This window comes from Streptomyces sp. NPDC020983, from assembly GCF_044333485.1.
GTDB lineage: Bacteria > Actinomycetota > Actinomycetes > Streptomycetales > Streptomycetaceae > Actinacidiphila.
The window spans coordinates 188,114-213,695 of the sequence record NZ_JBIRRA010000010.1; the positions used below are offsets into that span (position 1 = coordinate 188,114).

Genomic DNA, 25,582 nt, shown 5'->3' on the forward strand with positions numbered 1-25,582 from the left:
GCCCGTGGAGGGTGCCGGGGAACCCGTCCGCGGCCTGCTCGGTCCACCGTGCCCGGCCGGTGCCGCGGGTACCTCCGAGCGCCGCGCGGGGCCCCGCGTCAGGACAGCAGTGCCTCGGCGGCGGCCTCGGCGGCGGCCTCGACCTTGTCGATCCCGGACGTCTCGGACTTGTTGCCGTTCGACAGGACGGCCACCAGCAGCGTGTGGCCGTGGTACTGGACCTTGCCGATGCTGTTGATGTCCCACAGGCCGGTCGCGCTGCGCTGCAGCCAGCCGTTCTTGAGGGCGAAGCCGGAGCCGTCCTGGTCGGCCGCGGACACGCCCCACTGCTGGCCCTTGGTGACCGTGCTCATCAGGCCCGTCATGTAGTCGCGGGAGGCAGAAGACAGCGGCGAGCCGTCCCCGTCGAAGACCACCCGGAGCAGTTTCAGCTGGTCGGCCGGCGTCGTCTGCGTCAGGCCCCACAGGTCGCCGGCGCCGCCGGAGGTGTGCGTGAGGCCGAAGGTCTTGTTGGCCCCGTCCAGCCCGGGCTTGCCGCCGATGGCGTGCCACAGCGCGGTGGCCGCCTTGTTGTCGCTCTGCCGGATCATGACCGTGGCCTCGGACCGCTCGGCCGAGGTGAGGGTGGTGCCGGCCTTCTGGTGCCGCAGCAGCAGCGAGGCGAGGATGTCGACCTTGACGATGCTCGCGGTGTCGTACGTCGTCGAGCCGTCCTCGTAGGTGGCCTTCAGATCGCCGTCGAGCTCGCTGACGGTGACCGACAGCCGGCCCCTGTGCTCGCCGGACAGCGTCCTGATCGCCGAGCTGAGGTCCTTGGTGGCCTCGGCCGGTGTCTTGGCGCTCGGCGTCGTGGGGGCCGCGGTGGTGGTCGGCGCGGGCGGCGTGGTGGACGCCGGGGGGCTGCTCGGGGCGGTGGTGGCCGTCGTGGTGGCGGCCGGCGGCCCGGCGTCGGCGGCGTCGTCCTTCGAGGACGGAGACCGGTTGACGACGGCCAGGGTGACCAGTCCGATCGTGGCGAGGACGGCGGCGCCGACCACCACCGGGCGCTTCCACCAACGCGGCTTGGGCCTCCTCCGGTGGGATCGGGACCGCCCTCCGGCGTGCCCGCCGCCCGGCGGTCGTGGTGCATGCGTCATGGAGCACGACCGTAAGAGCGGAATATTTCATTCTCCTAAGATTTTCGTACCGAGTTGGCTGAGGTGCGTGTCAACCGCAGGTCAGACGGCCAAGGGGGCGTGCCCGCTTCTTGCGTAACTTCCGCCAAATATTTCGCCTGATGCGCGATCTATTGCGGACGCGTAACCCCGTCGTTACGATCCCCCGGACCACGGACTCCCGGACCGCCGCCGGCGCTGGATCGGCCGCGCGGCAAGGGAGTTGCCAGCCGATCGAAGGGACCGGACATGGGTGTCACACGCCGGGCGGTGGTACGGGCCGCTCTTGCGGCCGGCGCAACCGGAACGGCCGGACTCGGCGGGTCGGCCCTCGCCGCGAGCGCCTCCGCGGCCAGTTCCGCGGGGGATGTTGTGGGCAAGATCACTGTCGGCTACCAGGGGTGGTTTGCCTGCATTGGTGATGGTTCGCCCATTAACTCGTGGTGGCACTGGAGCCGGAACGGCGGGCAGGCCCCGTCGCCGTCCAACACCACGATCGTCGCCTGGCCGGACGTCCGCGAGTACACCAGGACGTACCCGACCGGTTACGCGGCGCTCGGCAACGGGCAGCCCGCGACGCTCTTCTCGTCGTACGACCAGCAGACCGTCGACACCCACTTCCTGTGGATGCAGCAGAACGGCATCGACACCGCCGCGCTCCAGCGCTTCAACCCCACCGGCGCCGAGGGCCCGAACCGCGACGCGATGGCCGTCAAGGTGCGCAGCGCCGCCGAGACGTACGGGCGGAAGTTCTACGTCATGTACGACGTGTCCGACTGGCTCACGATGCAGTCCGACATCAAGGCCGACTGGACCGGCAGGATGAAGGCGCACACCGCCTCCCCCGCGTACGCCAGGCAGAACGGCAGGCCGGTGGTGTGCGTCTGGGGCTTCGGCTTCGCCGACGACCAGCGCCCCTTCGCCCCCGGGCCGTGCCTGGACGTCGTCACCTGGTTCAAGGCGCAGGGCTGCTACGTCATCGGCGGCGTGCCGACCTGGTGGCGTACCGGCGACCGCGACTCGCGGCCGGGCTTCTCCGACGTCTACCACGCCTTCGACATGCTCAGCCCGTGGATGGTCGGCCGGATCGGCAACGTCGCGGACGCCGACACCTTCTACGGCGCCGCGACCGTCCCCGACCTCGCCGAGTGCGCCGCGCACGGCATCGACTACCAGCCGTGCGTGCTGCCCGGCTCCGTCACCGGGCGGCAGCGCGCCCACGGCGACTTCATGTGGCGGCAGTTCTACAACATGTGCCGCGCCGGCGTGCAGGGCGTCTACATCTCGATGTTCGACGAGTTCAACGAGGGCAACCAGATCGCCAAGACCGCCGAGACGCAGGCCTGGGTGCCCGCCGGCTCCGGCTTCCTCGCCCTCGACGAGGACGGCACCGCGTGCTCCTCCGACTACTACCTGCGGCTCACCGGCGACGGCGGCCGCATGCTCAAGGGCCAGATCCCCCTCACCGCCACCCGGCCCACCCCGCCCACGACCGGCACCTCACCCGGCGGCGGCACCACCGACCTGGCCCGCGGCAAGCCCACCGCCGAGAGCAGCCACACCCAGGACTACGGCTCCGGCAACGCCGTCGACGGCGACCGGAACACCTACTGGGAGAGCGCCAACAACGCCTTCCCCCAGTGGCTCCAGGTCGACCTCGGCAGCGCCCGGCCCGTCACGCGCGTCGTCGTCGACCTGCCGCCGGCCGCCGCCTGGGCCACCCGCACCCAGACGATCGGCGTGCAGGGCAGCACCGACGGCACCTTCGGCACGCTGCTCGCCGCGTCCCCCGTCACCTTCGACCCGGCGACCGGCAACACCGCCACGCTCACCCTGCCCGCCGCGGTCACCACCCGCTACGTCCGGCTGGTCTTCACCGCCAACACCGGCTGGCCCGCGGGCCAGGCCTCCGGGCTGCACGTCTACGGGCCCTGACAGCCCGCGGCGGCGGCCCGGCCACGACGCCATCCCGTGGCCGCACCGCCGCCGCACCCGCGTGCGCGCCCGCCCGGGGCCGGATCAGCGCAGGATGCCCGCCGCGGCGGCCGCCCTCAGCCAGGCCGGCAGCTCGGTGAGGATACGGTCGTACAGCTCGGGGTCCGACAGCCGCGCGATGTCGTCGACGGCGAAGAAGCCGACGTTGTCCACCCGCCGCCCGGTCATCGTGTCCAGGTGCTCCAGAACGCCGTAGCCGCCGTTGCCGAGCCCCACGAACTGCCAGAAGATCGGCTCCTCCACCGCCGCCCGCAGCTCCTGCTCGATCGCCGCGTTGCGGTGCACCCCGCCGTCCGAGAAGAAGAGCACGAAGGTGCCGTACGGCGACGGCGCCGCCCGCACGAAGTCCCGCACCTGCGCGATGACCTTCTGCTCCTCGTTCTGGATGCCGATCTGCCGCATGTCGACCTGACCCGGCTGGAGCCCCTGCGGGGGCTTCTTGCGCTTGCGGCCGAAGGCGAACTCGCCGACCCGCACGTGCAGCGCGATCCAGGCCGGCAGGTCGCCCAGCATGAGCGTCGGCAGCCGCGCCGCGTTCGTCGCGAAGGTCCAGGCCTCCATCGTGCCGTCCGTGGTGAGCTGCGCGGCGACGGCCGCCATCCGCTCCACCACCCCGCCGACCACGCCGGTCGAGTACAGGTGCGACATCGAGCCGGACGCGTCCAGCACCAGCACGATCCGCACCCGGGCGTTCTCCGCGCCGTGCTTGCGCAGGCTGACGGCGACCTGCTCCTTGCGCAGCGAGAGCCGCTTGCGCATGTCGGGGGGGAGGTGCTCCTCGCCCTTGACGAGGCTGGGCGGGGTGCCGCCGCCGTAGGAGGGCGCCGCGTACGCCGGGGCCGGCGCGTGGCCGTACGCGGGCGGGGGCGCCTGGCCGTACGCGGGGGGCGGCGCCTGGCCGTAGGCGGGGGCCGGGGCGTGCCCGTACGCGGGCGGGGGCGGGGGCGGCAGCGGGGCCGCCGGGCCGGTGGGGGCCGGGGGCGCACCGTACGGGGCGGGCGGCGGGGGCGGAGGCGGCGGCGCCTGGCCGTACGCGGGGGCCGGGGCCTGCCCGTACGCGGGCGGGGGCGGCTGCGGGGCCGGCCACTGCTGGGCGGGCGGCGGCGGGGGCACGGGCCCGGCGAGGGTCGGCGCGGCGTGCGGCGGGGGAGCGGGCGCGGCCTGCGGCGGCAGGGGGGCGGCGGGCGCGGGGTCGTCGTCGACGCTGATCCCGTAGTCCGTCGCGAGCCCCGCGAGGCCGGACGCGTAACCCTGCCCGATCGCGCGGAAGCGCCAGCCCCCGTCGCGCCGGTAGAACTCCCCGCCGACCAGGGCGGTCTCGGTCGTCGCCGTGACGTCGAAGTGCGCGAACTGCGCACCGGTGGCGGCGTCCACCAGCCGCAGCCCGAGGCCGCTCAGCGAGCCGAACGTGCCCGTGTGCACGGACGCGGCGAGGACAACCCGGTCGACCGCCGCCTCCAGCCGGGACAGCTCGACCTCGACGGTGTCGGTGTGCGCGCCGCCCGCCTGCTGCTTGCCGGTGTGGCGCACCGCGCCCGAGGAGTGGCGCGGCTGGTTGTAGAAGACGAAGTCGTCGTCGCCGCGCACCTTCCCGTCCCGGGCCAGGAGCAGCGCGGAGGCGTCCGGATCCGTACCTCCCGGCGGCCCCGCGGCCCATGTCAGCACCACCCGTACGGCGGTCGCGGTGACCGGTGTGTTGGCACCCTTGCTCAGCGGCTTCGACGTCATGCGGCAAGTCTGCCCCGAGCGGCGGCGGTCCGGAATGTCTTCGGGCCGCAAACCCCGTCCGCGGACCCTAGGCTGGCGCCATGCCGTCGTACACCATCGGGCAGGCCGCGCGCCTGCTCGGCGTCAGCCCCGACACCGCGCGCCGCTGGGCGGACGCGGGCCGGGTCGCCACCCACCGCGACGAGGCGGGCCGCCGGCTCGTCGACGGCCGGGACCTGGCGGCCTTCTCGGTCGAGATCGCCCAGTCCGCCGACCCCGACGCCGAGCCGGCGCACACCTCCGTGCGCAACGCCTTCCCCGGCATCGTGACGGCCGTCAAACTCGGCGACGTCGCCGCCCAGGTCGAGATCCAGGCGGGCCCGCACCGCCTGGTCTCCCTGGTCACCCGCGAGGCCGTCGAGGAACTGGGCCTGGAGGTCGGCGCGGAGGCGGTGGCGCGGGTGAAGTCGACAAACGTCCACATCGACAGGGCCTGACCCCGCCCGCGCCGCGCGGCCGCTACTTCAGCAGCCGCGACATCCGGCGGTCGGCGAGCGGCTTGCCGCCGGTCTGGCAGGTGGGGCAGTACTGGAGGGCGGAGTCGCGGTAGGACACCTCGCGGACGGTGTCGCCGCACACCGGGCAGGGCTCGCCCTTGCGCCCGTGCACGCGCAGCCCGCTCTTCTTCTCGGCCTTCAGGTCGCGCAGCGGCAGCCCGCGCGAGCGCTCCACGGCGTCGGTCAGCGTCGTCCCCACCAGCTCGTACAGCCGCGCGGCCTCCTCCGGCGTGAGGCTCGCCGCCAGCTTGAAGGGCGACATGCGGGCGGCGTGCAGGATCTCGTCGGAGTAGGCGTTGCCGATCCCGGCGATCACGCTCTGGTCCCGCAGCACGCCCTTGATCTGCCGCCGCTCGCCCGCGAGCAGCCCGGCGAAGACCTCCGGCGTGAAGTCCGCCGCCAGCGGGTCGGGTCCAAGCCGCGCGACCCCCGGCACCTCCGCGGGGTCGCGCACCATGTGGAGGGCCAGCCGCTTCTGCGTCCCGGCCTCCGTGACGTCGAAGCCCGCCCCGCCCGCCAGCCGCACCCGCAGCGCGAGCGGCCCCTTCCCCGGCCGCGGCGGCGCCTCCGGCACGGAGTCGCTCCACCGCACCCAGCCCCCCCGGGCGAGGTGCATCACGAGCCACACGTCCCCCGCCCGCAGCCCGAGGAACTTCCCGAACCGCCCCACCTCGTCCACCCGCCGCCCTTCCAGCACCCCCACCCCGGGCTCGTACGTCTTGAGCGCGTGCACCCCCACGGCATGAACCTTCTCGACGGTCTCCCCGACGACCCGCTCCCCGAGAAACCCCCGCAACGCTTCGACCTCAGGCAATTCCGGCATACCCACCAGTGTGCCGCGCCGCGGCCGGAACGGGGCGCCGCCCGGCCGCCGTCAGCCCCCGGCGCCCCCCGGGCCCGCCGCGCGGACGTTGCGCCACACCGCGTAGAGGGCGCAGCCCGGGAGGGTCGCGAGGCCCAGCAGCGGGGAGCGGGCGACCAGGGCCGCGGCGGCGAGGAGGAGGGCGAGGTTCAGCAGGGCCAGGGGCCAGCGGCGGAGCACGCCGTAGGGGGCGGCGAGGTAGAGGGCGGGGGAGAGCGGCGGTGCCTCCCCGGACGCGGCCAGCGCCATGGCGTGCACCCCGGACAGCGCGGCGAGCACCGCGACGAGGGCGAGCGCCGGGCAGACCGCGAGGCCCGGCGCGGTGTGCCGCAGCAGCACCGCGTCCGTGCCGCAGACCGCCGCCAGCAGCGCGTAGGGCGTCCACAGCGCGGCCGCCCGGCGGAAGAGGCGGCGGTAGGCGCGGAGCAGGCCGATCGCGCGCGCGGAGCCGTCGTCGTCCGCGGCCCGCTCCAGGTAGCCGAAGGCACCCGCGAGGGCGGGGCCGACGCACAGCCACAGGACGGTGAAGGGCAGCGGGTGGCGCCACGGCTGGTGCGTCGCCGCGAGACCCGCGAGCAGCGGCAGGCAGCCGGCCGCGATGCCGGCGTTCACCACCAGGACCAGGTGGACATGGGACCAGAGCAGCTCCCACGACCCGTAGGACACGTTGAGCCGGAGGCGCCGCCCGCCCTCGGCGGCGGAGGAGGCGGAGGTTGCGGGTGCGGTCATGGCCGGGTCACCCCTTCATTCCGGTGGTGGCGATGCCGCGCACGAAGTAGCGCTGGCCGAGCAGGAAGATGACCAGGATCGGGACGACGGAGATCACCGAACCCGCCATGATCATCGCGTACTGCGCGTCGTACTGCCCGATGAACGAGCGCAGTCCGATCTGGACCGTCCACAGGTTGTTGTCCGTGAGGTAGATGAACGGGCCCATGTAGTCGTTCCAGGTGTTGACGAAGGTCAGCAGCGCCAGGCTGGCCAGGGCCGGCTTGGACAGCGGCAGCATGATCCGCGCCCAGATGCCGTATTCGCTCAGGCCGTCCAGGCGGGCCGCCTCGCTGATCTCGTCCGGGATCGTGAGGTAGAACTGCCGCATCAGGAAGACCCCGAACGCCCCGAACGACTGGATGAGGATGAGCGACCAGCGGGTGTTCACCAGGCCGAGCTTCTGCATGATGATGTACTGCGGCACCATGTACGCCTGCCAGGGCACCGCGATGGTGGCGATGTAGCCCATGAACAGCGCGTCCCGGCCCGGGAAGCGCATCTTCGCGAAGCCGTAGGCGGCGAAGCTGCCGGTGAGCACCTGGAGGAAGGTGATCGCCACGCTGAGCAGCAGCGAGTTCTCCAGGTACGTGGCCAGCGGTATCTGCGTCCAGATGTCGGTGAAGTTCCGCCAGTGGTAGCTGTGCGGGAGCCACTGGATCGGCACCGTGAAGACGTCCCGGTCGGCCTTGACCGACGAGACCGCCATCCAGCCGAAGGGCAGCAGGATCGCCACCGCGAGCACGACCAGGAAGGCGTACACCAGCGCCCGCCCGGCGGTACGCCCCGCGTGCCGCCGGGCCGCGGCGGCGTGCGGGGCGGGGGCGGCCGCCGCCGGGAGGCGGCCCTTGCGCAGCACGGTGGTGTTCATCGTTCGCTCCTGCGCTGGAACTGGAACTGGACGAGCGTGACGGCCAGCACGATCACGAAGAGCGCGAGCGAGATCGCCGACGAGTAGCCGAAGCGGCCCTGCGTGATGCCCTCGCGGAAGATCAGCTGCGACAGCACCAGCGAGGACCGGCCGGGCCCGCCCTCGGTCATCACCTGCACCAGGTCGAACACCTTGAAGCTGGAGATGGTGAGCATGATCGTCACGAAGTAGGTGGTGGGCCGCAGGCCCGGCAGCGTCACGTGGCGGAACCGCTTCCACGGGCCCGCCCCGTCCATCCGCGCCGCCTCGTACAGCTCGGCGGGGATGGTCTGCAGGCCGGCCAGGAAGAGCACCATGTAGTAGCCCATGTCCCGCCACACGCTGGTGAGGATCAGCGCGGGCAGCGACCAGTCGGTGGACGTGGTCCAGCCCGGCGGGTGCGACCACCCCAGGTGCCGCAGCAGCTGGTTGACCGGGCCGACGTCCGGGCTGAGCAGCATGTTCCACACCACCGCCACCGCGACGAGCGAGGTGACGTAGGGGAAGAAGAACGCGGTGCGCAGCAGGCCCACCCCGCGCAGCTTCTGGTTGAGCAGCACCGCCAGGCCCAGCGAGGCCGCCAGCGTGAGCGGGATGTGCCCGGCCGCGTACCAGCAGGTGTTGTGCACCGCGGTCCAGAAGGTGTCGTCGTGCCACATCCGGCGGAAGTTGGCCGTACCGGTCCAGTGCGGGGTGGAGTAGGAGTCCCAGTCGGTGAAGGCGACCACGAACGCCCCCACCACCGGGACCAGCGTCAGGGCGGCGAAGCCCAGGAAGTTCGGCAGGATGAAGCTCCAGCCGACCAGCACGTTGCGCCGGCGGCGGCGCGACGCGCTGTCCCGCGCGCGCACCGGCACCGAGGGGGTGGGGGCGGTGGTCACCGGACCTCGTTCTTGACGCGGCTGTCCATCTCCTTGATGCCGTCGTCGACGGACTTCTCGCCGGTCATCACGAGTTCGTGCTCCTCGGTGAGGATCTGGTCGATGTCCGAGGAGGTGTCGCTGACCGGCATCTCCAGCTGGACCTTGGAGGGCTGCATGGCCTGCTTGGTCAGGGCGTCGGTGGGCATGCCGTTCACGGCGAAGAACGCGTTCATGACCGAGTCGCTGTGGTAGGAGGGCACGATGCCGATCTTCGCGACCGTCGCGGCGCCCTCGGGACCGGCGGCCCACTCGACGAACGTGGTGGCCGCGTCCGCGTTGCGGGCCTTCTTGTTGACGGCGAAGGCGGTCGGCGAGCCAAAGGTGGTTGCGCTGCCATCGGCGCTGACCTGCGGGATCGGGGCCATCCCCCAGTCGACGGGGTTCTTGCCCTGCGCCTTCTCCGCCAGCAGCGCCGCGCCCCACCACGTGCCCATGGGGACCATGGCCGCCTTGCCGGTGGTGAACTGCGAGTCGTAGGTGATCTTCTGGCTCTTCGCCGTGCCGAAGGGGATGGCCGCCCCGGCCTTCTGGATGTCCAGCGCCACCGTGTACTGGTCCTTCATCCAGCCGTAGTCGGGCTTGAGCAGATCGCCGCCGGTCTGCGCCGAGGCGATGGCCTGCACCACCGAGCGCCAGGTGTGCAGGTAGGCGCCGTAGACCTTGGAGGAGCCCGAGCCCTTGGTGAGCTGCTTGGCGAGCGCGTCGAACCGGTCCCAGGTCAGGTGGGACATGTCCGTGTTCCCGACCAGCGCCTTGTTGTAGTAGAGCACCCAGAAGTCCTGCCGGTAGGGCAGGGCGTAGTACTTGCCGTCGAGGTCGAAGTTGTCCAGGCCGGCGTACGACGCCTTGTCCGGGAGCTTGTTCACGTCGTCGGTCAGCGGGAGGAGCTGGCCGCGGGTGGCGTAGCGGGCGTAGTCGGTGACGTTCTTCATCGTCAGCACGTCGGTGCGGTCGCCGCCCGCGAGCATGGTGGTGACCTTGTCGGGGTAGTCGTCGGCGAGGATGTCGACGGGCTCGACGTGGATCTTCGGGTGCTTCGCCTCGAAGCCGTCGATGAGCGCCTTGAACTCCGGGGTGGTCCGGTAGTTCCACAGCGCGACCTTGATGGTGGTCCGGCCGTCCGACGTGGTGCCGGAACCGCCGCCGCCGCAGGCCGCGGCGCCGAAGAGCAGGGCGGCCAGCGCGACGGGAAGGGCTCTCGCGGTGGTGGTTCTGGTGGGACTCATGGGAAGCGGCTCCTTGTGCCGGGGTGGCGGGGGGTGCCCGGGGTGTGGCGGGCGAGGGGATACAGGATGGTGGCGCAGCGTGGTTGCGCAAACAAGGGTCAGGCGCTGAGACCCAGCGCCCAGTTCTCCGCGGTGATCTCGGCGGTGAGCGGCTGGTGCGCCGTCCAGCGCTCCAGCTCGTCGAGGGTGTGGTCGGTCAGCCGGCCGATCTCGCTGCCCAGCGAACCGGCGACGTGGGGCGTCACCATGACCCGGGCCAGCCGCCGCAGCGGGGAGTCCGGCGGCAGCGGTTCGGGGTCGGTGACGTCGAGGATCGCGAACAGCCGCCCGCCCGCGCACTCCGCGGCGAGCGCGGCGTCGTCGATGAGGCTGCCCCGCGCGGTGTTGATGACGGTCGCGTGGTCCGGGAGCAGGGCCAGCTCCGCGGCTCCGATCAGATGCCGGGTCTCGGCCAGTTCGGGGGCGTGCAGGGTCAGGACGTCGGCCCTGGGCAGGAGTTCGTCCAGCGGCAGCAGGACGGCGCCCGCCGCCGCGACCTCGGCGGGGTCGGCGTAGGGGTCGGCCACCAGGCACGTCGTGCCGTCCAGCAGGCCCAGGAGTTCGACCACCCGGCGCCCGATCCGGGAGAAGCCGACGACGCCGACCGTACGCCCGAAGTTCGACAGGTCGCCGTAGCCGGTGACGCTGCCCCAGCCGCCGTAGGCGAAGCGCTCGTCGGCGGCGAGGAAGGGCGCCTTCTTCCCGGCGAAGATGACGGCTGCCAGGGTGTACTCGGCGACCGGGACGGCGTTGGCGTCCGCCGCGCTGGTGACGCGGATGCCGCGCTGCCACACCCCTTCGCCGACCAGGCCGCGCACGCTGCCCGCGCAGTGCAGCACGGCCCTCAGCTGCGGGGCCGCCGCGAGCCGGGCGGGTGTCAGCTCGGGGGCTCCCCACGAGGTGAGCAGCACCTCGACGCCGGCGAGGCGGGCCCGGGCCGCGCGGCTGTCCAGGTCGTCGGTCCACAGCGGGTCGCCCAGCGTCACCAGCGAGGCGAGCCGCTCCAGGCGGCGCTGGTCGAAGTGCGCCTCGAAACTCGACCGGCTCATCGCGACCAGCGCGTGCGGCTTGGTCTGCATGGGGCGTCGGATCCTTTTCCTCGGAGCGGCTGCTGCACCGGTGTTTCCGATGAGGTCCGTTCCAAATACGTTGGAACAGGGATAGTGGTGTTCGATCGACGGTCACCAGACTCCGAACAGACCCGACGTCAAACGTTCGGAACCGAACACGGCGAAAGGCGCCTCCATGGGCGACGACCGGCTCTTCGCACTCCAGCGGCGCGAGCGGGTGATGGACGAACTGCGCAGGCACGGCGCGGTCCGGGTACGCGACCTGGCCCGGCTGCTCGGCGTCAGCGAGCTGACCGCCCGGCGCGACATCGCCGCGCTCGCCGCCCGCGGGCTGCTCACCCGGGTGCACGGCGGCGCGACACTGCCCACCGAACTGGAGCCGCCCGCCGCCGCCGTGCCCGCACGCCGCCCGCGCGGGCCCGCGGCGGCGTTCACGATCGGCATGGTCGTGCCCTCGCTGGACTTCTACTGGCCGCCGATCGTGGCCGGGGCCCGCGCCTCGGCCGCCGCCCTCGGGGTGCAGATCCAGCTGCGCGGGTCCAGCTACGACCAGGCGGAGGACCGCCGCCAGATATCCCGGCTGATCGCCGCCCAGCAGGTCCAGGGCCTGCTGCTGGCCCCGAACCTGGAGGGGGAGGGCGCCGACGAGCTGATCGACTGGATCGGCAACCTCCCCGTCCCGACGATCCTCGTGGAGCGGCAGACCCCGGACTGGACGCCCACCCCGCGCCAGCTGGAGTGGGTGCGCAGCGACCACGCCCTCGGGCTGGAGACCGCCGTGCGGCACCTGTACGAGCACGGCCACCAGCGGATGGGCCTGGTGCTGTCCAAGGGCAGCCCGACCTCCGCGCACCTGAGCGTCGGATGGCGGCGGGCCTGCGCGGCGCTGGGACTGCCCGCGGAGTTCGTCGTGCGCGAGAGCGTCGCCCTCGACGTCCCCGGGCACCGCGAGATCATCGCCGGCATCCTCGAACGCTGCCGGCGGCACCGCACCACCGCGCTCATCGTGCACAGCGACCCGGACGCGATCTCGATCGCGCAGTACCTCGCCGAGCAGGGGGTGTCGATCCCCGGCGACATCGCCATGGTCAGCTACGACGACGAGGTCGCGCAGCTCGCCGAACCGGCCATGACCGCCATCCGCCCCTCGAAGGCGCGGGTCGGCCGGGTCGCGGTGGAGATGATGGTCGCCCGCCTCATCGAGGGCCGGCGCCGCCCGCCACAGCGCGTCCTCATCCTGCCCGAACTGGTCATCCGCAACTCCTCGGTGAATTCCGCGGCGCAGATCTGGTCGGCGCCCACGGGGGACGCGGCGCCGTACGCGTGAGGCCCACGGTTGCGGGCGTGTTCGGTCGTGAACGAATGGTTGCGCAACCGTTCGGGGTTGTTGACGCCGCGGTGCCCGGCGGCTTGGGTGGGCGCACCCCTCCCCGGCCCCTTCCCGTACGGAGTCCGCCATGCCGGCCGCCCTGCCGCCAGAAGACCGCAGCCGGTCGCCCTTCACCGGCTGGACGCGGGAGCACTGGACGTCGCTCGCCGACGACTGCCTCGCCGCGGTCGGGCCCTACCGCTCCCCGAAGGGCGCGTACGTCGACCTGCCGGGACCGGCCAGCCGCAACGGCCGCCGCTCGGACGGTCTCGAAGGCTTCGCCCGCACCTTCCTGCTCGCCGGTTTCCGCGTCGCGGGCGAGGGCGGCGCCGATCCGGCGGGACTGCTGGAGCGCTACGCCGAAGGCCTCGCGGCCGGCACCGACCCGTACGGGCCGGAGGCCTGGCCGCGCCCGGACGTGCTGGACCAGGCCAAGGTCGAGGCCGCGTCGATCGCCCTGGTCCTCCAGATCACCCGGCCCTGGCTGTGGGACCGGCTGGACGGCGCCGTGCGCGAGCGCGTCGCCGGCTGGCTGGGCGCCGTCGTCGGGCAGCCCTACCCGCCCATCAACTGGGTGTGGTTCCGGATCGTGGTGGAGTCCTTCCTGCGCGAGGCGGGCGGTTCCTGGAGCGCCGCCGACATCGAGGCCGACCTCGCCGTCCACGCCTCGCTGCGCCGCCCCGGCGGCTGGCTCAGCGACGGCCAGGAGCGGGCCTACGACCACTACACCGGCTGGGCGCTGCACCTCTACCCGCTGCTGTGGACGCGCTTCTTCGACGTGACCGGGACGCTCTGCCCGCCCGCGCTGCGCCGCCGGTGGGCCGACGACCTCGCCGCGTACCTGGACGACGCGGTGTGCCTGATCGGCGCCGACGGCTCACCGCTGCTCCAGGGCCGCAGCCTCACCTACCGCTTCGCCGCCGCGGCCCCGCTGTGGACGGCCGCGCTCACCGGGACCGGCCGTCTCGGGCCCGGCCTGGTGCGGCGGGCGGCCAGCGGCATGCTGCGCCACTTCCACGACGCCGGGTCCTTCCGCCCGGACGGGCTGCTGCGGCTGGGCTGGTTCGGCGCGTGGCCGCCGATCCGGCAGGCGTACTCGGGCCCCGGCTCCCCGTACTGGGCCGCGAAGGGCATGCTCGGCCTCCTGCTCGGCGCCGGCCACCCGGTGTGGACGGCCACCGAGGAGCCGCTGCCCGTCGAGCGCGGCGACGTGGCCCGTGCGGTGACCGCCCCCGGCTGGCTCGTCTCCGCCCGGAGGGCGGACGGCATCGCCGTCGCCGTCAACCACGGCACCGACCACGCCCGCCCCGGCGACACCTCCGGCGACAGCCCCCTCTACGCCCGCCTCGGGTACTCCACCGCCACCCTGCCGCCGCTCACCGGCCCCACGACCGGCGACCCGCTCGACAACAGCGTCGTCGTCCTGGACGGCGCGGGCCGGGCCACCCACCGCAGCGGCTTCACCACCCTCCTCACCGACCGGCGCCCCGGCGGCGTCCTGGTGGGCGCCTCACGCGGCCCGGTGCGCTGGGTCGACACCGGCCAGGACACCACGCCCGACCACGGCTCGGGCCGTACGGGCGCGTACGTCCCCGGACCGCTCGTCACCGTCGCCTCCGTGCTGCGCGACGGAACGGAGGTCCGGCTCGTACGCGTCGACGCCGAGGGCGGCGCGGCGCCGTCGTGGCATGCGGTCCGGCTGGGCGGCTGGCCCGTCCCCGCCGGCGCCGAACCCGCGCCGCACCAGGACGGGGAAGGGGTCCGGGCCGTGGCGAGCGGCTCGCGGGTGCGCAGCCGGGTGACCGGGCTGCGCGGCTTCACCCGGGCCGGCGTCACGCCGGAGCCCGGTACGAGCCCGCTGGCGGCCTGGACGGCGACCCCGTGGCTGGCCACGGAGGGGCCGCTGCCGCTCGGCGAGGTGCTGGCCGCGTCCGTACGCCTCGACCGGGGCGCCGGGGAGGCGGAGGAGCCCGCCGTGCTGGTGCGGGACGCGGGGGAGGGGGCGCACGAGGTCACGGTGGTGTGGCCGGACGGCGTGCGGACGGCCGTGACCCTGCCGGGTCCCCGCCAGGAGTCCCGGTGACCTCCCCGCCCGCGCCGGACGGCGTCCTGAGCCGCCGCTTCGCCTCCGTCCTCGCGCCCGGCTCGCGCCTGGCCGGATACCCCCGCACTGGTAGGCCGGCCGTGCCCACCGTGGAGGACCGCGCCGTCTGGGACGCCGTGGACCGGGTGACGCGGGAGCGGATCCTGCACGACGCGCAGGAGGAACTCGCCCGGCCCGCACCGCAGTTGCGCGCCTCGGACTGGGCGCGCACCTTCCGCGACGGGGTACGCACCGCGTACGAGGACCGGATCGGCGCCCTGTACGGGCGGACCGCCCTGTTCGCCGTCGCGGCCGTGCTCCGCGACGAGTCCGCACCGGCCACGGCGCCGCCGGGCGCGGCCCCGTACCTCGACGCCGCCGCGGACGGCCTCGTGGCGCTGCTCGAAGCGAGCACCTGGTGCTGGGCGCCGCACGACCGCTTCACCGCGCGGCAGGGCGAGCAGCTCCCCGACCCCGACCGGCCCTTCCTCGACCTCGGCGCCGCCGAGGCCGCACTGCTGCTGGCCTGGGCCGACCACGCGCTCGGCAACCGGCTGGACGCCCGGCTCCCGGGCCTGCGCCGGCGGATCAGGCGCGAGGTCCGGCAGCGCGTCCTCGGCCCCTTCCGGGAGGTGCGCGACTGGCACTGGCTCGGGCTCGCGGGCGACGCGCACAACTGGAACGCCTGGATCCACCACGCCGTCCTCAGCTGCGCGCTGCTGCTCGTCGACGACGACGGCGAACGCGCCGAGCTCGTACGGCTGGTCGTGGCGGGCCTGGACCTCTACCTCGCCGTGCTGCCGGACGACGGCGGCATCGACGAGGGCGTCGCCTACTGGTGGCTCGGCGCGGGCCAGCTGCTGGAGTGCCTCGACCTGCTCGCCGCCGCCGGCGGCCCCGCCCTGGACGCGCGCGACCTGCCGGTGCTCGCCCCGCTCGTCCGCTACCCGCGCCGGATGCACCTCGGCGGGCCCTGGTACGTGAACGTCGGCGACGCCCCCGCGCGGCAGCCGGGCCCGCAGCCCTGGCAGTTGCTCCACCGCTGGGGCCTGCTGCTCGGCGCCCCCGACGTGGCCGCGCACGCGGTGGCGCAGGGCAGGGCCGACGCCGTCGACGCCCACCCCGCGCAGGGCCTCGGCCGCGCCCTCACCGGCCTGGCCGACCCGCGCTGGCGCGCGGCCCGGCGTGCCGCGCCGGGCGCGCGGGCCGGGCGGCCGGAAACCGTCGTGTGGCTCCCGCGGGTCGAGGTGCTGGTGGCGAGGGAGACGGACAGCGACGCGGAGGGCCTGGTGCTGGCGTTCAAGGGCGGCCACAACGGCGAGCGGCACAACCACCTCGACGTCGGCTCGTACACCGTCGCCCTCGACGGCCGGCCGCTGGTCGTGGACGTCGGCAAGCCCACGTACACCGCCGCCAGCTTCGGACCCGACCGCTACCGGGCCTGGCCGCTGCGCTCCGACTGGCACAACGTGCCCGAGCCGGGTGGCCGGGGCCAGCTGCCCGGTGCCCGGTACCGGGCGGAGGGCGCCGACGTCCGCGTCACCGGGGAGGGCGTCCGCTGCACGGTGGACCTGGCGGCCGCCTACCCCGCCGGGCTCGTGCGCTCCTGGCGCCGTACGGTGCGCCTGGTCCGGGCCGCCGGTGGCGCCGCCGGGTACGTGGAGGTGCACGACCGGGCCCCGCACCTGCCCGCGGGCGGTGCGCTGCTGCGGCACGTCCTGGCCGGCGAGGTCACGGTGGACGGCGACGCGGGCACCGCGCTGGTGGCCGCCGGGGGCAGGGTGCTGCGGATGAGCTGGGAGCCGGGGCTGTTCACCGCCCGCGTCGAGCACCGCGTCCTGGACGACCCGCAACTGCGCGCCTCCTGGGGCCACTCGCTGACCCGCCTCACGCTCGTGACGCGCGGCACCGCGGGCGGGCCGGGGTGCGACGGCCGGATCCGCTTCGAGGCCGTGCGGACCGGGCCGGGACCCGTGTGACGGGGTCCCGGCCCGTGCCTGCCCGGCCGCTTCCGCTCAGCTCGCGGCGGTGATCCGCCACCGCTGGTTGGCGGAGGTGCTGTCGGCGTACTGCCCGAGGTCCGCGCCGGAGGCCGTGCGGCCCATGCCGTCGACGTACAGCCCGGTGGCCCGGTTCTTGATCCGCACGTTGTTCCCGTCCGTCAGCACGCTCCACTGCTGGTTGGTGCTGTTGGAGCCGCTGTACTGGCCCACCGCCGAGCCGCTGGAGGTGCGGCCCATGCCGTCCAGGTAGAGCCCGGTGGCGCGGTTCCTGATCCGCACGTAGGTGCCGTCGTTCTCGACGGTCCACTGCTCCTCGGCGCGGCTGGTGCTGCTGCTCCACTGGTCCGCGGCGGACCCGTCGGACGTGCGGCCCGCCCCGTCGAGGTACAGCCCCGTGGCGGCGTTGGCGATCCTGACGTACGTGCCCCCGCCGCTGCCGACACCCCACGCGTACTGCAGCCGCGTCAGGCCCGAGGCGTTGACCAGGGACAGCCTGGTCGCCGAGCCGCTCCCGGAGCGGGTGGTCAGGCTGTACCAGTCGCCGTCCCGCAGACCCGGCCAGTACACGCTGCCCATGCCGAGGGCGCGCAGCTCGCTGCTGACCCCGCGGACGTAGTCGGCGAAGAACGACCCGCTCGGGATGCTGTAGTCGATGGCGTCGTACTGCACGCCGTTCTTGCTGCCCGGGCCCATCGGCCCGCCCCACTCGGTGGCGACGGTCCGGCTCGCGTAGCTGCCGACGTAGCCGGCGAGGTGGTTGGCCCAGCTCGTCTCGTCCTCGTAGCCCGCGAAGAACGAGTAGTCGTGCACGGCGAGCAGCGTGCTGCCCAGCCGGCTGTCGCCGCCGACGGCCGCGACGTTCTGCGCGTATCCGGCGCCGTCGAGGATCACGCGGCCGCGCGGCACGCCCGGGTACCTGTTCAGCCAGTCGTTGTAGAAGTTGTCGAGGTCGGAGGTGCCGTAGGCGTAGGGCTCGTTGATGACCTCGAAGTAGGCGTTCGGGTTGCCGCCGTACTTCGCGACGATGGTGTCCCACATCTGGTAGAAGGCCGTCGTGGACGCCGGCTTGCCGTTGCTGTACGCCCAGTAGGCCAGGATCACCTTGCCCTTGCCGAGCGCCGTGTCGATCGCGCCGGTGTACGTCCCCCAGTAGCTCGACACCGTGGGCTCGTTCACCGGCATCCGCACGGTGTTGGCACCGGTGGCCGAGTACAGCTGGCCGACCACCTGGTCGGCCGTGGCGCTCGCGGAGGCGTAGGTGTCCGACGCCGACAGCCCGGAGACGTACAGCACACCGTTGACGAAGTTGTCGCGCTGGTCCGCCCAGTTCACGCCCTTGAACTGGCTGGTGGACGCGTGCGCCTGCGAGGACCCCAGGCTCAGGGTCCCCGCCGCGAGAGCGAGTACGGCGAGGACCCTGCACAGGATCGACAGCACCGTGCGGTGGAACGGCTGGTGCGAAAGCCCCATTGACCTATCCCTTCGGCGGCTCGTCCGCGGGGACCGACCCACGCGGTCAAGCACTGGGATAGTGGGGCCGCCACCGGCGCCGCTACGCATCGGTCCGACTAGCTCAGGAACGTTGCGATGCGTACAACATCCGGTGACGGCACGGGGGTTGGCGGCAACCGCCTCAGAGCACCGTGAAGCGGAAGTACACGCGCGCGGACCCGGTGCGCCACGCGCTGCCCAGGACGTCGCCCTGCTCGGTGACCGCGTCGACGGAGATGCCGTCGAAGCCGGGCGGCGGGGTGAGGTCGATCAACTCGCCCGCGCGCCACAGGAAAGCCCCGGAGGAGCCGTCCGTGTGCTGGGAGGCGCCCACGACCTGCCGGGCGTTGTTGACGTCGACCGGGTAGGCGACCAAGCCGCCGAGGGAGCCGAGGTCGGTGAACGTGCCGCTGCTCCACAGGAAGGGGCGGTTGCCGGCCGGGCCGTTGACGAAGCCGACGAAGTCGCCGCAGTCGTTGAGGGCCTGCCGCACGAGGCCGTCGGCCACCCAGATTCCGCTGCCGTCCGGGCCGGTCACGGTGGTGAGCGTGCCGTTCGACCAGCGGAAGACGCGCGGGTTGGGGGCGCCGAGCGGCGAGTAGTAGTTCCCGACGACGTCCCCGCAGACATTGAGGCCCGCGACGCCCTGGAAGCCGAGGAAGCCCGGATCGCCGTCCACGTTGCTGAAGTCGGCCACGACGGCCCCGTCCCGCCACAGGAACGCGCCGCCCGGACCGCCCTGCGGCACGAAGGTGCCCACCAGGACCTCGCCCCGGTCGTTGACGTCCACCACCGACAGCCCCTTGCCGCTCAGCGCCTCGACGGTGGTGACGGTGGTCCCGTCGACCAGGCAGACGGTGTTCCAGGTGGCGGTGTCCCCGCTCGGCTGGTCGTAGCCGCGCACGCCCACCTGCCCGGCGTTGTTCAGCGCGAAGGCCCTGCTGTGGGCGGTGCCGATGTCCAGCACGCGCGGCACCCCGCCGGTCCACAGCGTGGCGTGCTCCCGGCCCCCCACGGTGTAGTAGCCGGCCGCCTGCCCGCCGTCGTTGAGGCGGGTCGCCCCGCAGTCCGCGGCGTCCTCCACCGGCGGCGGCAGCACGGTGACCCGGCCCTCCGCCCAGATCGCGCTGGGCCACCGCGGGGTCGCGCCCTCGCCCGCGTCGAGCATCCCCAGCACCTGACCGGGCCGGTTGACGTCCCTGATCTGGACCAGCGGGTTCGACCCGTCCTCGTTCGCCAGCGGCCGCGCCAGGACCGTGTGCCGGCCCGAAGCGTACTGCCGCACCCCCACCGTGTCCGCCGCCCGGGCCGGCGCCACCGCCAGCCCGGTGACCCCGGCCACCGCTCCGGCCAGTAACCCGCGCCGCCCGACACCCCGTCCGCCCACGCCCATCCCGTGCCTCCTGTCATGCCGTCCGACAACCTGACGCTGATGATGCGTCAGTGCCCCCTGCGGCACCACCCCCCTGACATCTGCCGCAGCGGTGCGCGGGCGCCGGCGGGTGCCCCGCGCCTGCTGCCGCGGCAGCCCGGGTCACGGCCCTGGAACATGCCCGACCGGCGGCCCCGGAGGGCCGTCAGGGCGCGAGCAGGAGGGCGCCGACGGAGTGCCGGGCGGCCAGTTCGGCGTGCGCCCCGGCCGCCTCCTCCAGCGGGCGCACGGCGTGGATGCGGGGCACCAGCCGGCCCGCCGCGGCGGCCGCCAGCGCCTGTTCGGCGTCGGCCCGCTGCTGGGCGGCGGGCTTGGCGAAGGTGATGCCGAGCGGGCCGGTGACGGTCAGCCCGCGGCGGGCCAGCGTCATGGTGTCCAGCGCCGTCCAGGTGCCGGAGGTGAAGCCGTAGATGCCGACGCGTCCGCCGGCGTCCGCCGCCGCCTCCAGGGCCTGCGCGCCGATCGTGCCGCCGACGGCGTCGAGCACGACGGCCGCGCCCCGGCCGCCCGTCGCCTTCCGCACCTGCTCGGGCCAGTCCTGCCGGTCGTAGTCGACGGCCGCGTGCGCGCCCAGCTCCCGAGCCGCGGCCGTCTTCGCCGGGCCCCCCGCCGCACCGACGACCGGCTCCGCACCGGCCGCCCGCGCGAGCTGGACCAGCAGCGATCCGATACGCCCGGCGGCGGCGGTGACCAGAACGGACTCGCCCGCGGCGACCCGCATCGCCGACAGCAGCCCCACCGCGACCGCGCCCGCCTGGAACACGGCGACGGCGTGGTCGAGCGCCAGCCCCGCGGGGACGGGGTACACGTCGGCGGCGCGCGCCACCGCCCGCTCGGCGTACCCGCCGGCGCTGCCCACCGTGGTCGCCACCACCCGCGTGCCCAGCAGCGCGGGGTCCACCCGCGGGCCGAGCGCCACCACCCGGCCGCCGACCTCCAGTCCCGGCACGTACGGCAACGGCCTGGGGTACGCGCCCGAGCGCAGCAGCACGTCGCCGTACAGCACCCCCGCCCGCTCCACGGCGACGAGCACCTCGCCCGGCCCCGGCCGCGGCTCGGCGGCCTCTTCCACGCGCATCACGTCCGGCGCCCCGGTCCTGCGGACCTGTACGACCCTCATCATCGGCTCCTCGGCAGGATTGACATCGGCTCTCGAACGGGACAGCGTGTCCCGACCGGGCCGGTTGCCTCATCAGGAGTCTTTCCGGTCACGGAGACGGCGGACAAGCGTCGGTTCCGCCGGATCGTCCCGAACGAGACAGGGAGCGCGAAGTGTCTTCGCCGACGGAGAACCTGCGGGTGCGGCGCACGCGGAAGCTGCTGCGCGAGGCCCTGGTGGACCTGATCGAGGAACGCGGCTTCGACCAGGTCACGGTGGGCGAGATCACCGCGCGCGCCATGGTCAGCCGGGCTTCCTTCTACCGCAACTACCGCGACAAGTACCACCTCGTCGAGCAGATCTTCGACGAGGCGATGGCGCAGGTCCGGGGGACGGTGGAGGCCGACGAACAGCCGCCGCTGGAGCGGTGGGTGGCCTTCTTCGAGCACCTCGACGCCTACCACCGGATGTACGGCGCGCTGCTCGGCCGCAGGGGCAGCCCGTGGTTCGCCCAGCGGATGCGCGCCGCACTCGCGGACATGGTCGCCCCGCACTTCCCGCCGCCGGAGAACTCCGTCGCCCCCGGTCTGGTACCGTCGGTGCTGTCGTCGGTGTTCGCGGCCTCCATCACCTGGTGGCTGGAGGGCGGACGCCCGGTCCCGCCCCGGGAGATCGCCACCCGGTCCGCGCAGCTCGCCGGCGCGGTCATCGCGGAGGCGAACGGCTGGCGGGCCGGGCCCCCGGGGCGATGACGACGACGGCGTAGCCGGCCCGGCACCCGGCGAGCAGCCCTTGAACACCCGTACCGCGGAGGCCCTAAATGCGTCGACAGCGCCCCTCGGCACCCGGCACAGTGGCCACCCGTGACGAGCAGTGAACTGTGGACCCGCGCGACCGCCGACCGCTACGACGCCGAGGAAGCCGAATCGTCCTCGGCTGCCGTTCTCGGACCCACGCTGGCCTTCCTCGCCGAACTCGCCGGAGACGGTCGGGCACTGGAGTTCGCCATCGGAACCGGACGAGTGGGCGTCCCGCTCCGGGAACGCGGCGTGCCCGTCGTGGGCATCGAACTGTCCGAGCACATGGCAGCGGTCCTGCGGCGCAAGATCGACAAGGACACGCTCCCCGTCGCCATCGGAGACATGGCCACGACCGTCGTCCCCGGCGGGTTCACCCTGGTCTATCTCGTCTACAACACGATCACGAACCTCCTCACGCAGGACGAGCAGGTCGAGTGCTTCTGCAACGCCGCACGTCACCTGACCCCTGGCGGCCGATTCGTCATCGAGCTGGGCGTGCCGCCGCTGCGGTTCCTGCCGCCCGGGCAGGTCGCGGTGCCGTTCGACGTCTCCGACCGGCATCTCGGCTTCGACACCTTCGACCTGGTCGAACAGATCCTCGTCTCGCACCATCTCACCCGCGACGGCGAAGACGGCCGCTACCGCCGCGGCGCCTCCCGGCACCGGTACGCGTGGCCGGCGGAGCTCGACTTGATGGCGCGGATCGCAGGGCTCGAACTGGAACGTCGCGTCGCGGACTGGGACGGTTCCCCGTTCACCGAAGACTCCGCGAAGCACATCTCCGTATGGCGCAAGCCGGCCTGAGGCCGGCCCCAGGCCATCGACATCGGCCTGCGGCCGGGGCCACGCCTGCCTCGGTCCACTCGGCCGGGCGGCGCCGGCAGGTCATGCCCGACCCTAGGCCGGGTTCCCGCGGCAGGTGTCCCAGGAGATCCCGGGGTGCAGGACGAGCAGGATGCCTGGAAAGGCCGCTGGGGGTGACGACGGGGGATTCCCGGTTGAGGCCCGGGCCGACGTCTGCGTCACCCGGGAGACGGGCAGGGCCGCCGGCCGTCACGCCATGCGACGGCAGTTGGCCCTGCCGTGCGCATCCATCTCGCACGAGGGTGAGGGCGGACGAGCGGCGACGAGAGCCTCTGAGCGGCGTTTTCGCAGCTCAGAGGCTCTGTGGCGGCCCCTCGGGCAGAGGGGCCGAGGACCCGATTTAAAGGTCGAAGTAGAGCTCGAACTCGTGCGGGTGCGGCCGGAGCTGGATCGGGGCGATCTCGTGGGTGCGCTTGAAGTCGATCCAGGTCTCGATCAGGTCGGCGGTGAAGACCCCGCCGGCCTGCAGGTAGTCGTTGTCCTCCTCCAGGGCGGTGAGGACCGCGGGGAGGGAGGTGGGGACCTGCGGGACGCCGGCGTGCTCCTCGGGGGCCAGCTCGTAGAGGTCCTTGTCGATCGGCTCGGCCGGCTCGATCTTGTTCTTCACGCCGTCCAGGCCCGCCAGGAGGAGGGCGGCGAAGGCCAGGTACGGGTTGGAGGACGGGTCGGGGGCGCGGAACTCGACGCGCTTGGCCTTCGGGTTCGAGCCGGTGATCGGGATACGCATCGCCGCCGAGCGGTTGCGCTGCGAGTACACCAGGTTGACCGGGGCCTCGAAGCCGGGGACCAGGCGGTGGTAGGAGTTCACCGTCGGGTTGGTGAAGGCCAGCAGCGACGGGGCGTGCTTGAGGATGCCGCCGATGTAGTAGCGGGCGGTGTCGGACAGGCCCGCGTAGCCCTGCTCGTCGTAGAAGAGCGGGTTGCCGCCCTGCCACAGCGACTGGTGGACGTGCATGCCGGAGCCGTTGTCACCGAAGATCGGCTTGGGCATGAAGGTCGCCGTCTTGCCGTTGCGCCAGGCGACGTTCTTCACGATGTACTTGAAGAGCATCAGGTCGTCGGCCGCGGCCAGCAGCGTGTTGAACCTGTAGTTGATCTCGGCCTGGCCCGCGGTGCCGACCTCGTGGTGCTGGCGCTCGACCTGGAGGCCGGACTCCGCCAGCACCAGGCTGATCTCGGCGCGCAGGTCGGCGAAGTGGTCGACCGGCGGGGTCGGGAAGTAGCCGCCCTTGTAGCGGACCTTGTAGCCGCGGTTGTTCTCCAGCGCACCGGTGTTCCAGGCGCCGGCCTCGGAGTCGATGTGGTAGAAGGACTCGTTCGACGACGTCTGGAAGCGCACGCTGTCGAAGACGTAGAACTCCGCCTCCGGGCCGAAGTACGCGGTGTCGGCGATGCCGGTCGACGCGAGGTAGGCCTCGGCCTTCTTCGCCACGTTCCGCGGGTCGCGGCTGTACTGCTCGCCGGTGATCGGGTCGTGGATGAAGAAGTTGATGTTGAGGGTCTTGTCCCGGCGGAAGGGGTCGACACGCGCCGTGGACAGGTCGGCGCGCAGCGCCATGTCCGACTCGTGGATCGCCTGGAAGCCGCGGATGGACGAGCCGTCGAAGGCGAGTTCCTCGGCCGGGTCGAACGCCGACGCCGGGACCGTGAAGTGCTGCATGACACCTGGCAGGTCGCAGAAGCGGACGTCGACGAACTTGACGCCCTCGTCCGAGATGAACTTGTTGACCTCGTCGGCGTTCTGGAACATCCCACTCCTCCTAGGCCCGGCCGGCCGGCCGGGGGTGGCGATCGAGGTGCGGCCGCTGCGGCGGCCCACACTGTCCTGACCATAAGGACCTGGCATTTCTCAAGCATGACCCATTTGTTTCGTGGGCGTTAACCAGGTGGTGGCGCGCCGGGTCCCCGGCGCGCGGCGCTGGGCCGTCCGGGGGTTACCGTGGTCGGGTGGACAACAGGGAAGTCATCGGATCGTGGCTCTCGGGGCCCCGTGCGGCAGCCGAGAAGATGGGCGTGGAGTTCGGGTACCGCGGTGAGCGGCTCGGGCTCCCGGAGAGCGGACCCGGCTCCATCGCGCCGGTCGGCCGGCGCATCGCCGCGCTGTTCATCGACTGGTTCCTCAGCGTGCTGATCGCATACGGTCTGCTCGCGCACCGTGACGTACATCTGGCGAACAACTGGGCACTCCTGGTGTTCGGCGCGGTGAGCATGATCGGTCTCGGACTCGTCGGTGCGACACCGGGCAAGCTGGTCATGCGGACGCGGGTGGTCCAGGTCGACGGCACGCGGATGACCCTGCTGGGCGCCGTGCTGCGCACCCTGCTGGTGCTGCTGGTCGTCCCGGCCGTCGTCTTCGACCGCGACACCCGCGGTCTCCACGACAAGGCCGTCAAGACCGTGCAGATCCGCGTCTGAGTCCTGCGCGCGCGGGCGCCCCCGCCGCGGACACGGGAAAGGGCGCCCCCGTAGCGGGAGCGCCCTTTTCGGGTCAGGAGAGGGAAGAGGTCAGCGGCCCTTCGGCATGCGCATGCCCTTGGGGAGCGGGCCCTTCGGGATGGGGAGCTTCGACATCGGGTCGCCCAGCGCCCGCAGCCGGTCGTTGACCTGCGTGGTCTGCGGGCCGGTCAGGGTGCGGGGGAGGCGCAGCAGTGTCGTGCGGAGCTTCTTGAGGGACAGCTCGCCCTCCGCCGTGCCCACGACGTAGTCGTGCACGGGCACGTCGTAGACGATCCGGGAGACCTTCTTCTTCTCGTTGGCCAGCAGGCCCTTGACCCGGTTCGGGTTGCCCTCGCCGATCAGCACGACGCCGGCCTTGCCGACCGCCCGGTGCACGACGTCCTGGCTCTTGTTCATGGCCACCGCCGGTGTCACGGTCCAGCCGCGGCCCACGTTCTGGAGCACCGCCGCGGCCGCGCCGGGCTTGCCCTCCAGCTGGCCGAAGGCGGCCTTCTCGGCGCGGCGGCCGAAGACCACCGCCATCGCGAGGAAGGCCAGCAGGAAGCCCAGGATCCCGGCCCAGATCGGATGATCGATCAGGAATCCGAGCGCGAGGATGACACCGAAGGTGACGATTCCCACAGCCGCCACGATCAGCCCGACCCTGGGGTCGGCCTGCCGGGTCATCTTGTACGTCTGAGCGATCTGTGCCAGTCGCCCAGGGTTCTCGGATGTCTTCCTCGCCATGGGGCAAAGGATACGTGGCCGCGAGCGCGCCCGTCACGGCGACCACC

At 73.1% G+C, this 25,582-nt stretch carries 21 protein-coding genes; 8 read left to right on the forward strand and 13 right to left on the reverse strand.

Annotated elements, in window-relative coordinates:
- Positions 1-98 precede the first annotated feature (98 nt).
- The gene (locus tag ACH4SE_RS23540) at positions 99-1,040 is read right to left on the reverse strand and encodes a serine hydrolase (RefSeq protein WP_398545409.1); all 942 of its coding nucleotides are present in this window, start codon (positions 1,038-1,040) and stop codon (positions 99-101) included.
- 363 nt (positions 1,041-1,403) lie between these two features.
- On the opposite strand from ACH4SE_RS23540, the gene ACH4SE_RS23545 reads away from it, so the two are divergent.
- Positions 1,404-3,089, forward strand: coding sequence for a discoidin domain-containing protein (locus ACH4SE_RS23545; protein ID WP_398545410.1), 1,686 nt, complete (start codon positions 1,404-1,406; stop codon positions 3,087-3,089).
- Between the two features lie 84 nt (positions 3,090-3,173).
- On the opposite strand, the gene ACH4SE_RS23550 is transcribed toward ACH4SE_RS23545, so the two are convergent.
- Positions 3,174-4,877, reverse strand: coding sequence for a VWA domain-containing protein (locus ACH4SE_RS23550; RefSeq protein WP_398545411.1), 1,704 nt, complete (start codon positions 4,875-4,877; stop codon positions 3,174-3,176).
- Positions 4,878-4,957: 80 nt separating this feature from the next.
- Here ACH4SE_RS23550 and ACH4SE_RS23555 point away from each other — a divergent pair, with 80 nt between their 5' ends.
- Complete coding sequence (locus ACH4SE_RS23555) at positions 4,958-5,353, forward strand: molybdopterin-binding protein (protein WP_398545412.1); 396 nt, start codon at positions 4,958-4,960, stop codon at positions 5,351-5,353.
- A gap of 22 nt (positions 5,354-5,375) precedes the next feature.
- On the opposite strand, the gene ACH4SE_RS23560 is transcribed toward ACH4SE_RS23555, so the two are convergent.
- The 6 genes from ACH4SE_RS23560 to ACH4SE_RS23585 form a co-directional block, all read right to left on the reverse strand.
- Entirely contained in the window at positions 5,376-6,236 is an 861-nt protein-coding gene (locus tag ACH4SE_RS23560) for an Fpg/Nei family DNA glycosylase (RefSeq protein ID WP_398545413.1), read from the reverse strand.
- 51 nt (positions 6,237-6,287) lie between these two features.
- Entirely contained in the window at positions 6,288-7,004 is a 717-nt protein-coding gene (locus ACH4SE_RS23565) for a hypothetical protein (protein ID WP_398545414.1), read from the reverse strand.
- A gap of 7 nt (positions 7,005-7,011) precedes the next feature.
- Positions 7,012-7,914 (reverse strand): carbohydrate ABC transporter permease, encoded by a 903-nt coding sequence (locus ACH4SE_RS23570; RefSeq protein WP_398545415.1) that lies wholly within the window; start codon positions 7,912-7,914, stop codon positions 7,012-7,014.
- Entirely contained in the window at positions 7,911-8,834 is a 924-nt protein-coding gene (locus ACH4SE_RS23575) for a carbohydrate ABC transporter permease (RefSeq protein ID WP_398545416.1), read from the reverse strand. Before ACH4SE_RS23575 ends, ACH4SE_RS23570 begins: the two co-directional genes overlap by 4 nt.
- Entirely contained in the window at positions 8,831-10,102 is a 1,272-nt protein-coding gene (locus ACH4SE_RS23580; RefSeq protein ID WP_398545417.1) for an ABC transporter substrate-binding protein, read from the reverse strand. Before ACH4SE_RS23580 ends, ACH4SE_RS23575 begins: the two co-directional genes overlap by 4 nt.
- A gap of 98 nt (positions 10,103-10,200) precedes the next feature.
- Positions 10,201-11,220 carry a hydroxyacid dehydrogenase gene (locus ACH4SE_RS23585; RefSeq protein ID WP_398545418.1) on the reverse strand — a complete coding sequence of 340 codons (1,020 nt, stop codon included), beginning with the start codon at positions 11,218-11,220 and terminating at the stop codon, positions 10,201-10,203.
- A gap of 166 nt (positions 11,221-11,386) precedes the next feature.
- Here ACH4SE_RS23585 and ACH4SE_RS23590 point away from each other — a divergent pair, with 166 nt between their 5' ends.
- The 3 genes from ACH4SE_RS23590 (at position 11,387) to ACH4SE_RS23600 (ending at position 16,642) form a co-directional block, all read left to right on the forward strand.
- A complete protein-coding gene (locus ACH4SE_RS23590; protein WP_398545419.1) occupies positions 11,387-12,538 on the forward strand; it encodes a substrate-binding domain-containing protein in 1,152 nt (383 codons plus the stop codon).
- A 130-nt stretch (positions 12,539-12,668) separates the two neighbouring features.
- Positions 12,669-14,663 (forward strand): DUF2264 domain-containing protein, encoded by a 1,995-nt coding sequence (locus ACH4SE_RS23595; protein ID WP_398545420.1) that lies wholly within the window; start codon positions 12,669-12,671, stop codon positions 14,661-14,663.
- A complete protein-coding gene (locus ACH4SE_RS23600; protein WP_398545421.1) occupies positions 14,660-16,642 on the forward strand; it encodes a heparinase II/III family protein in 1,983 nt (660 codons plus the stop codon). Before ACH4SE_RS23595 ends, ACH4SE_RS23600 begins: the two co-directional genes overlap by 4 nt.
- A gap of 36 nt (positions 16,643-16,678) precedes the next feature.
- Here the strand turns inward: ACH4SE_RS23600 and ACH4SE_RS23605 are convergent, their stop codons facing one another.
- The 3 genes from ACH4SE_RS23605 to ACH4SE_RS23615 form a co-directional block, all read right to left on the reverse strand.
- On the reverse strand, positions 16,679-18,136 hold the full coding sequence (locus ACH4SE_RS23605; RefSeq protein WP_398545422.1) for an RICIN domain-containing protein: 1,458 nt from the start codon (positions 18,134-18,136) through the stop codon (positions 16,679-16,681).
- 163 nt (positions 18,137-18,299) lie between these two features.
- Positions 18,300-19,550, reverse strand: a complete 1,251-nt coding sequence (locus ACH4SE_RS23610) for a hypothetical protein (RefSeq protein WP_398545423.1) — start codon at positions 19,548-19,550, stop codon at positions 18,300-18,302.
- Positions 19,551-19,734: 184 nt separating this feature from the next.
- Positions 19,735-20,709 carry a zinc-binding dehydrogenase gene (locus ACH4SE_RS23615; RefSeq protein ID WP_398545424.1) on the reverse strand — a complete coding sequence of 325 codons (975 nt, stop codon included), beginning with the start codon at positions 20,707-20,709 and terminating at the stop codon, positions 19,735-19,737.
- Positions 20,710-20,861: 152 nt separating this feature from the next.
- Here ACH4SE_RS23615 and ACH4SE_RS23620 point away from each other — a divergent pair, with 152 nt between their 5' ends.
- Positions 20,862-21,440, forward strand: coding sequence for a TetR/AcrR family transcriptional regulator (locus tag ACH4SE_RS23620; protein ID WP_398545425.1), 579 nt, complete (start codon positions 20,862-20,864; stop codon positions 21,438-21,440).
- A gap of 111 nt (positions 21,441-21,551) precedes the next feature.
- Positions 21,552-22,292 (forward strand): class I SAM-dependent DNA methyltransferase, encoded by a 741-nt coding sequence (locus ACH4SE_RS23625; RefSeq protein WP_398545426.1) that lies wholly within the window; start codon positions 21,552-21,554, stop codon positions 22,290-22,292.
- Between the two features lie 400 nt (positions 22,293-22,692).
- On the opposite strand, the gene glnA is transcribed toward ACH4SE_RS23625, so the two are convergent.
- Positions 22,693-24,102, reverse strand: a complete 1,410-nt coding sequence (gene glnA, locus ACH4SE_RS23630; RefSeq protein WP_398545427.1) for a type I glutamate--ammonia ligase — start codon at positions 24,100-24,102, stop codon at positions 22,693-22,695.
- A gap of 197 nt (positions 24,103-24,299) precedes the next feature.
- On the opposite strand from glnA, the gene ACH4SE_RS23635 reads away from it, so the two are divergent.
- Positions 24,300-24,767: an RDD family protein gene (locus tag ACH4SE_RS23635; RefSeq protein WP_398545428.1), complete on the forward strand. Its 468-nt coding sequence runs from the start codon at positions 24,300-24,302 to the stop codon at positions 24,765-24,767.
- 90 nt (positions 24,768-24,857) lie between these two features.
- On the opposite strand, the gene ACH4SE_RS23640 is transcribed toward ACH4SE_RS23635, so the two are convergent.
- Complete coding sequence (locus tag ACH4SE_RS23640; RefSeq protein WP_398545429.1) at positions 24,858-25,535, reverse strand: DUF4191 domain-containing protein; 678 nt, start codon at positions 25,533-25,535, stop codon at positions 24,858-24,860.
- Positions 25,536-25,582 lie beyond the last annotated feature (47 nt).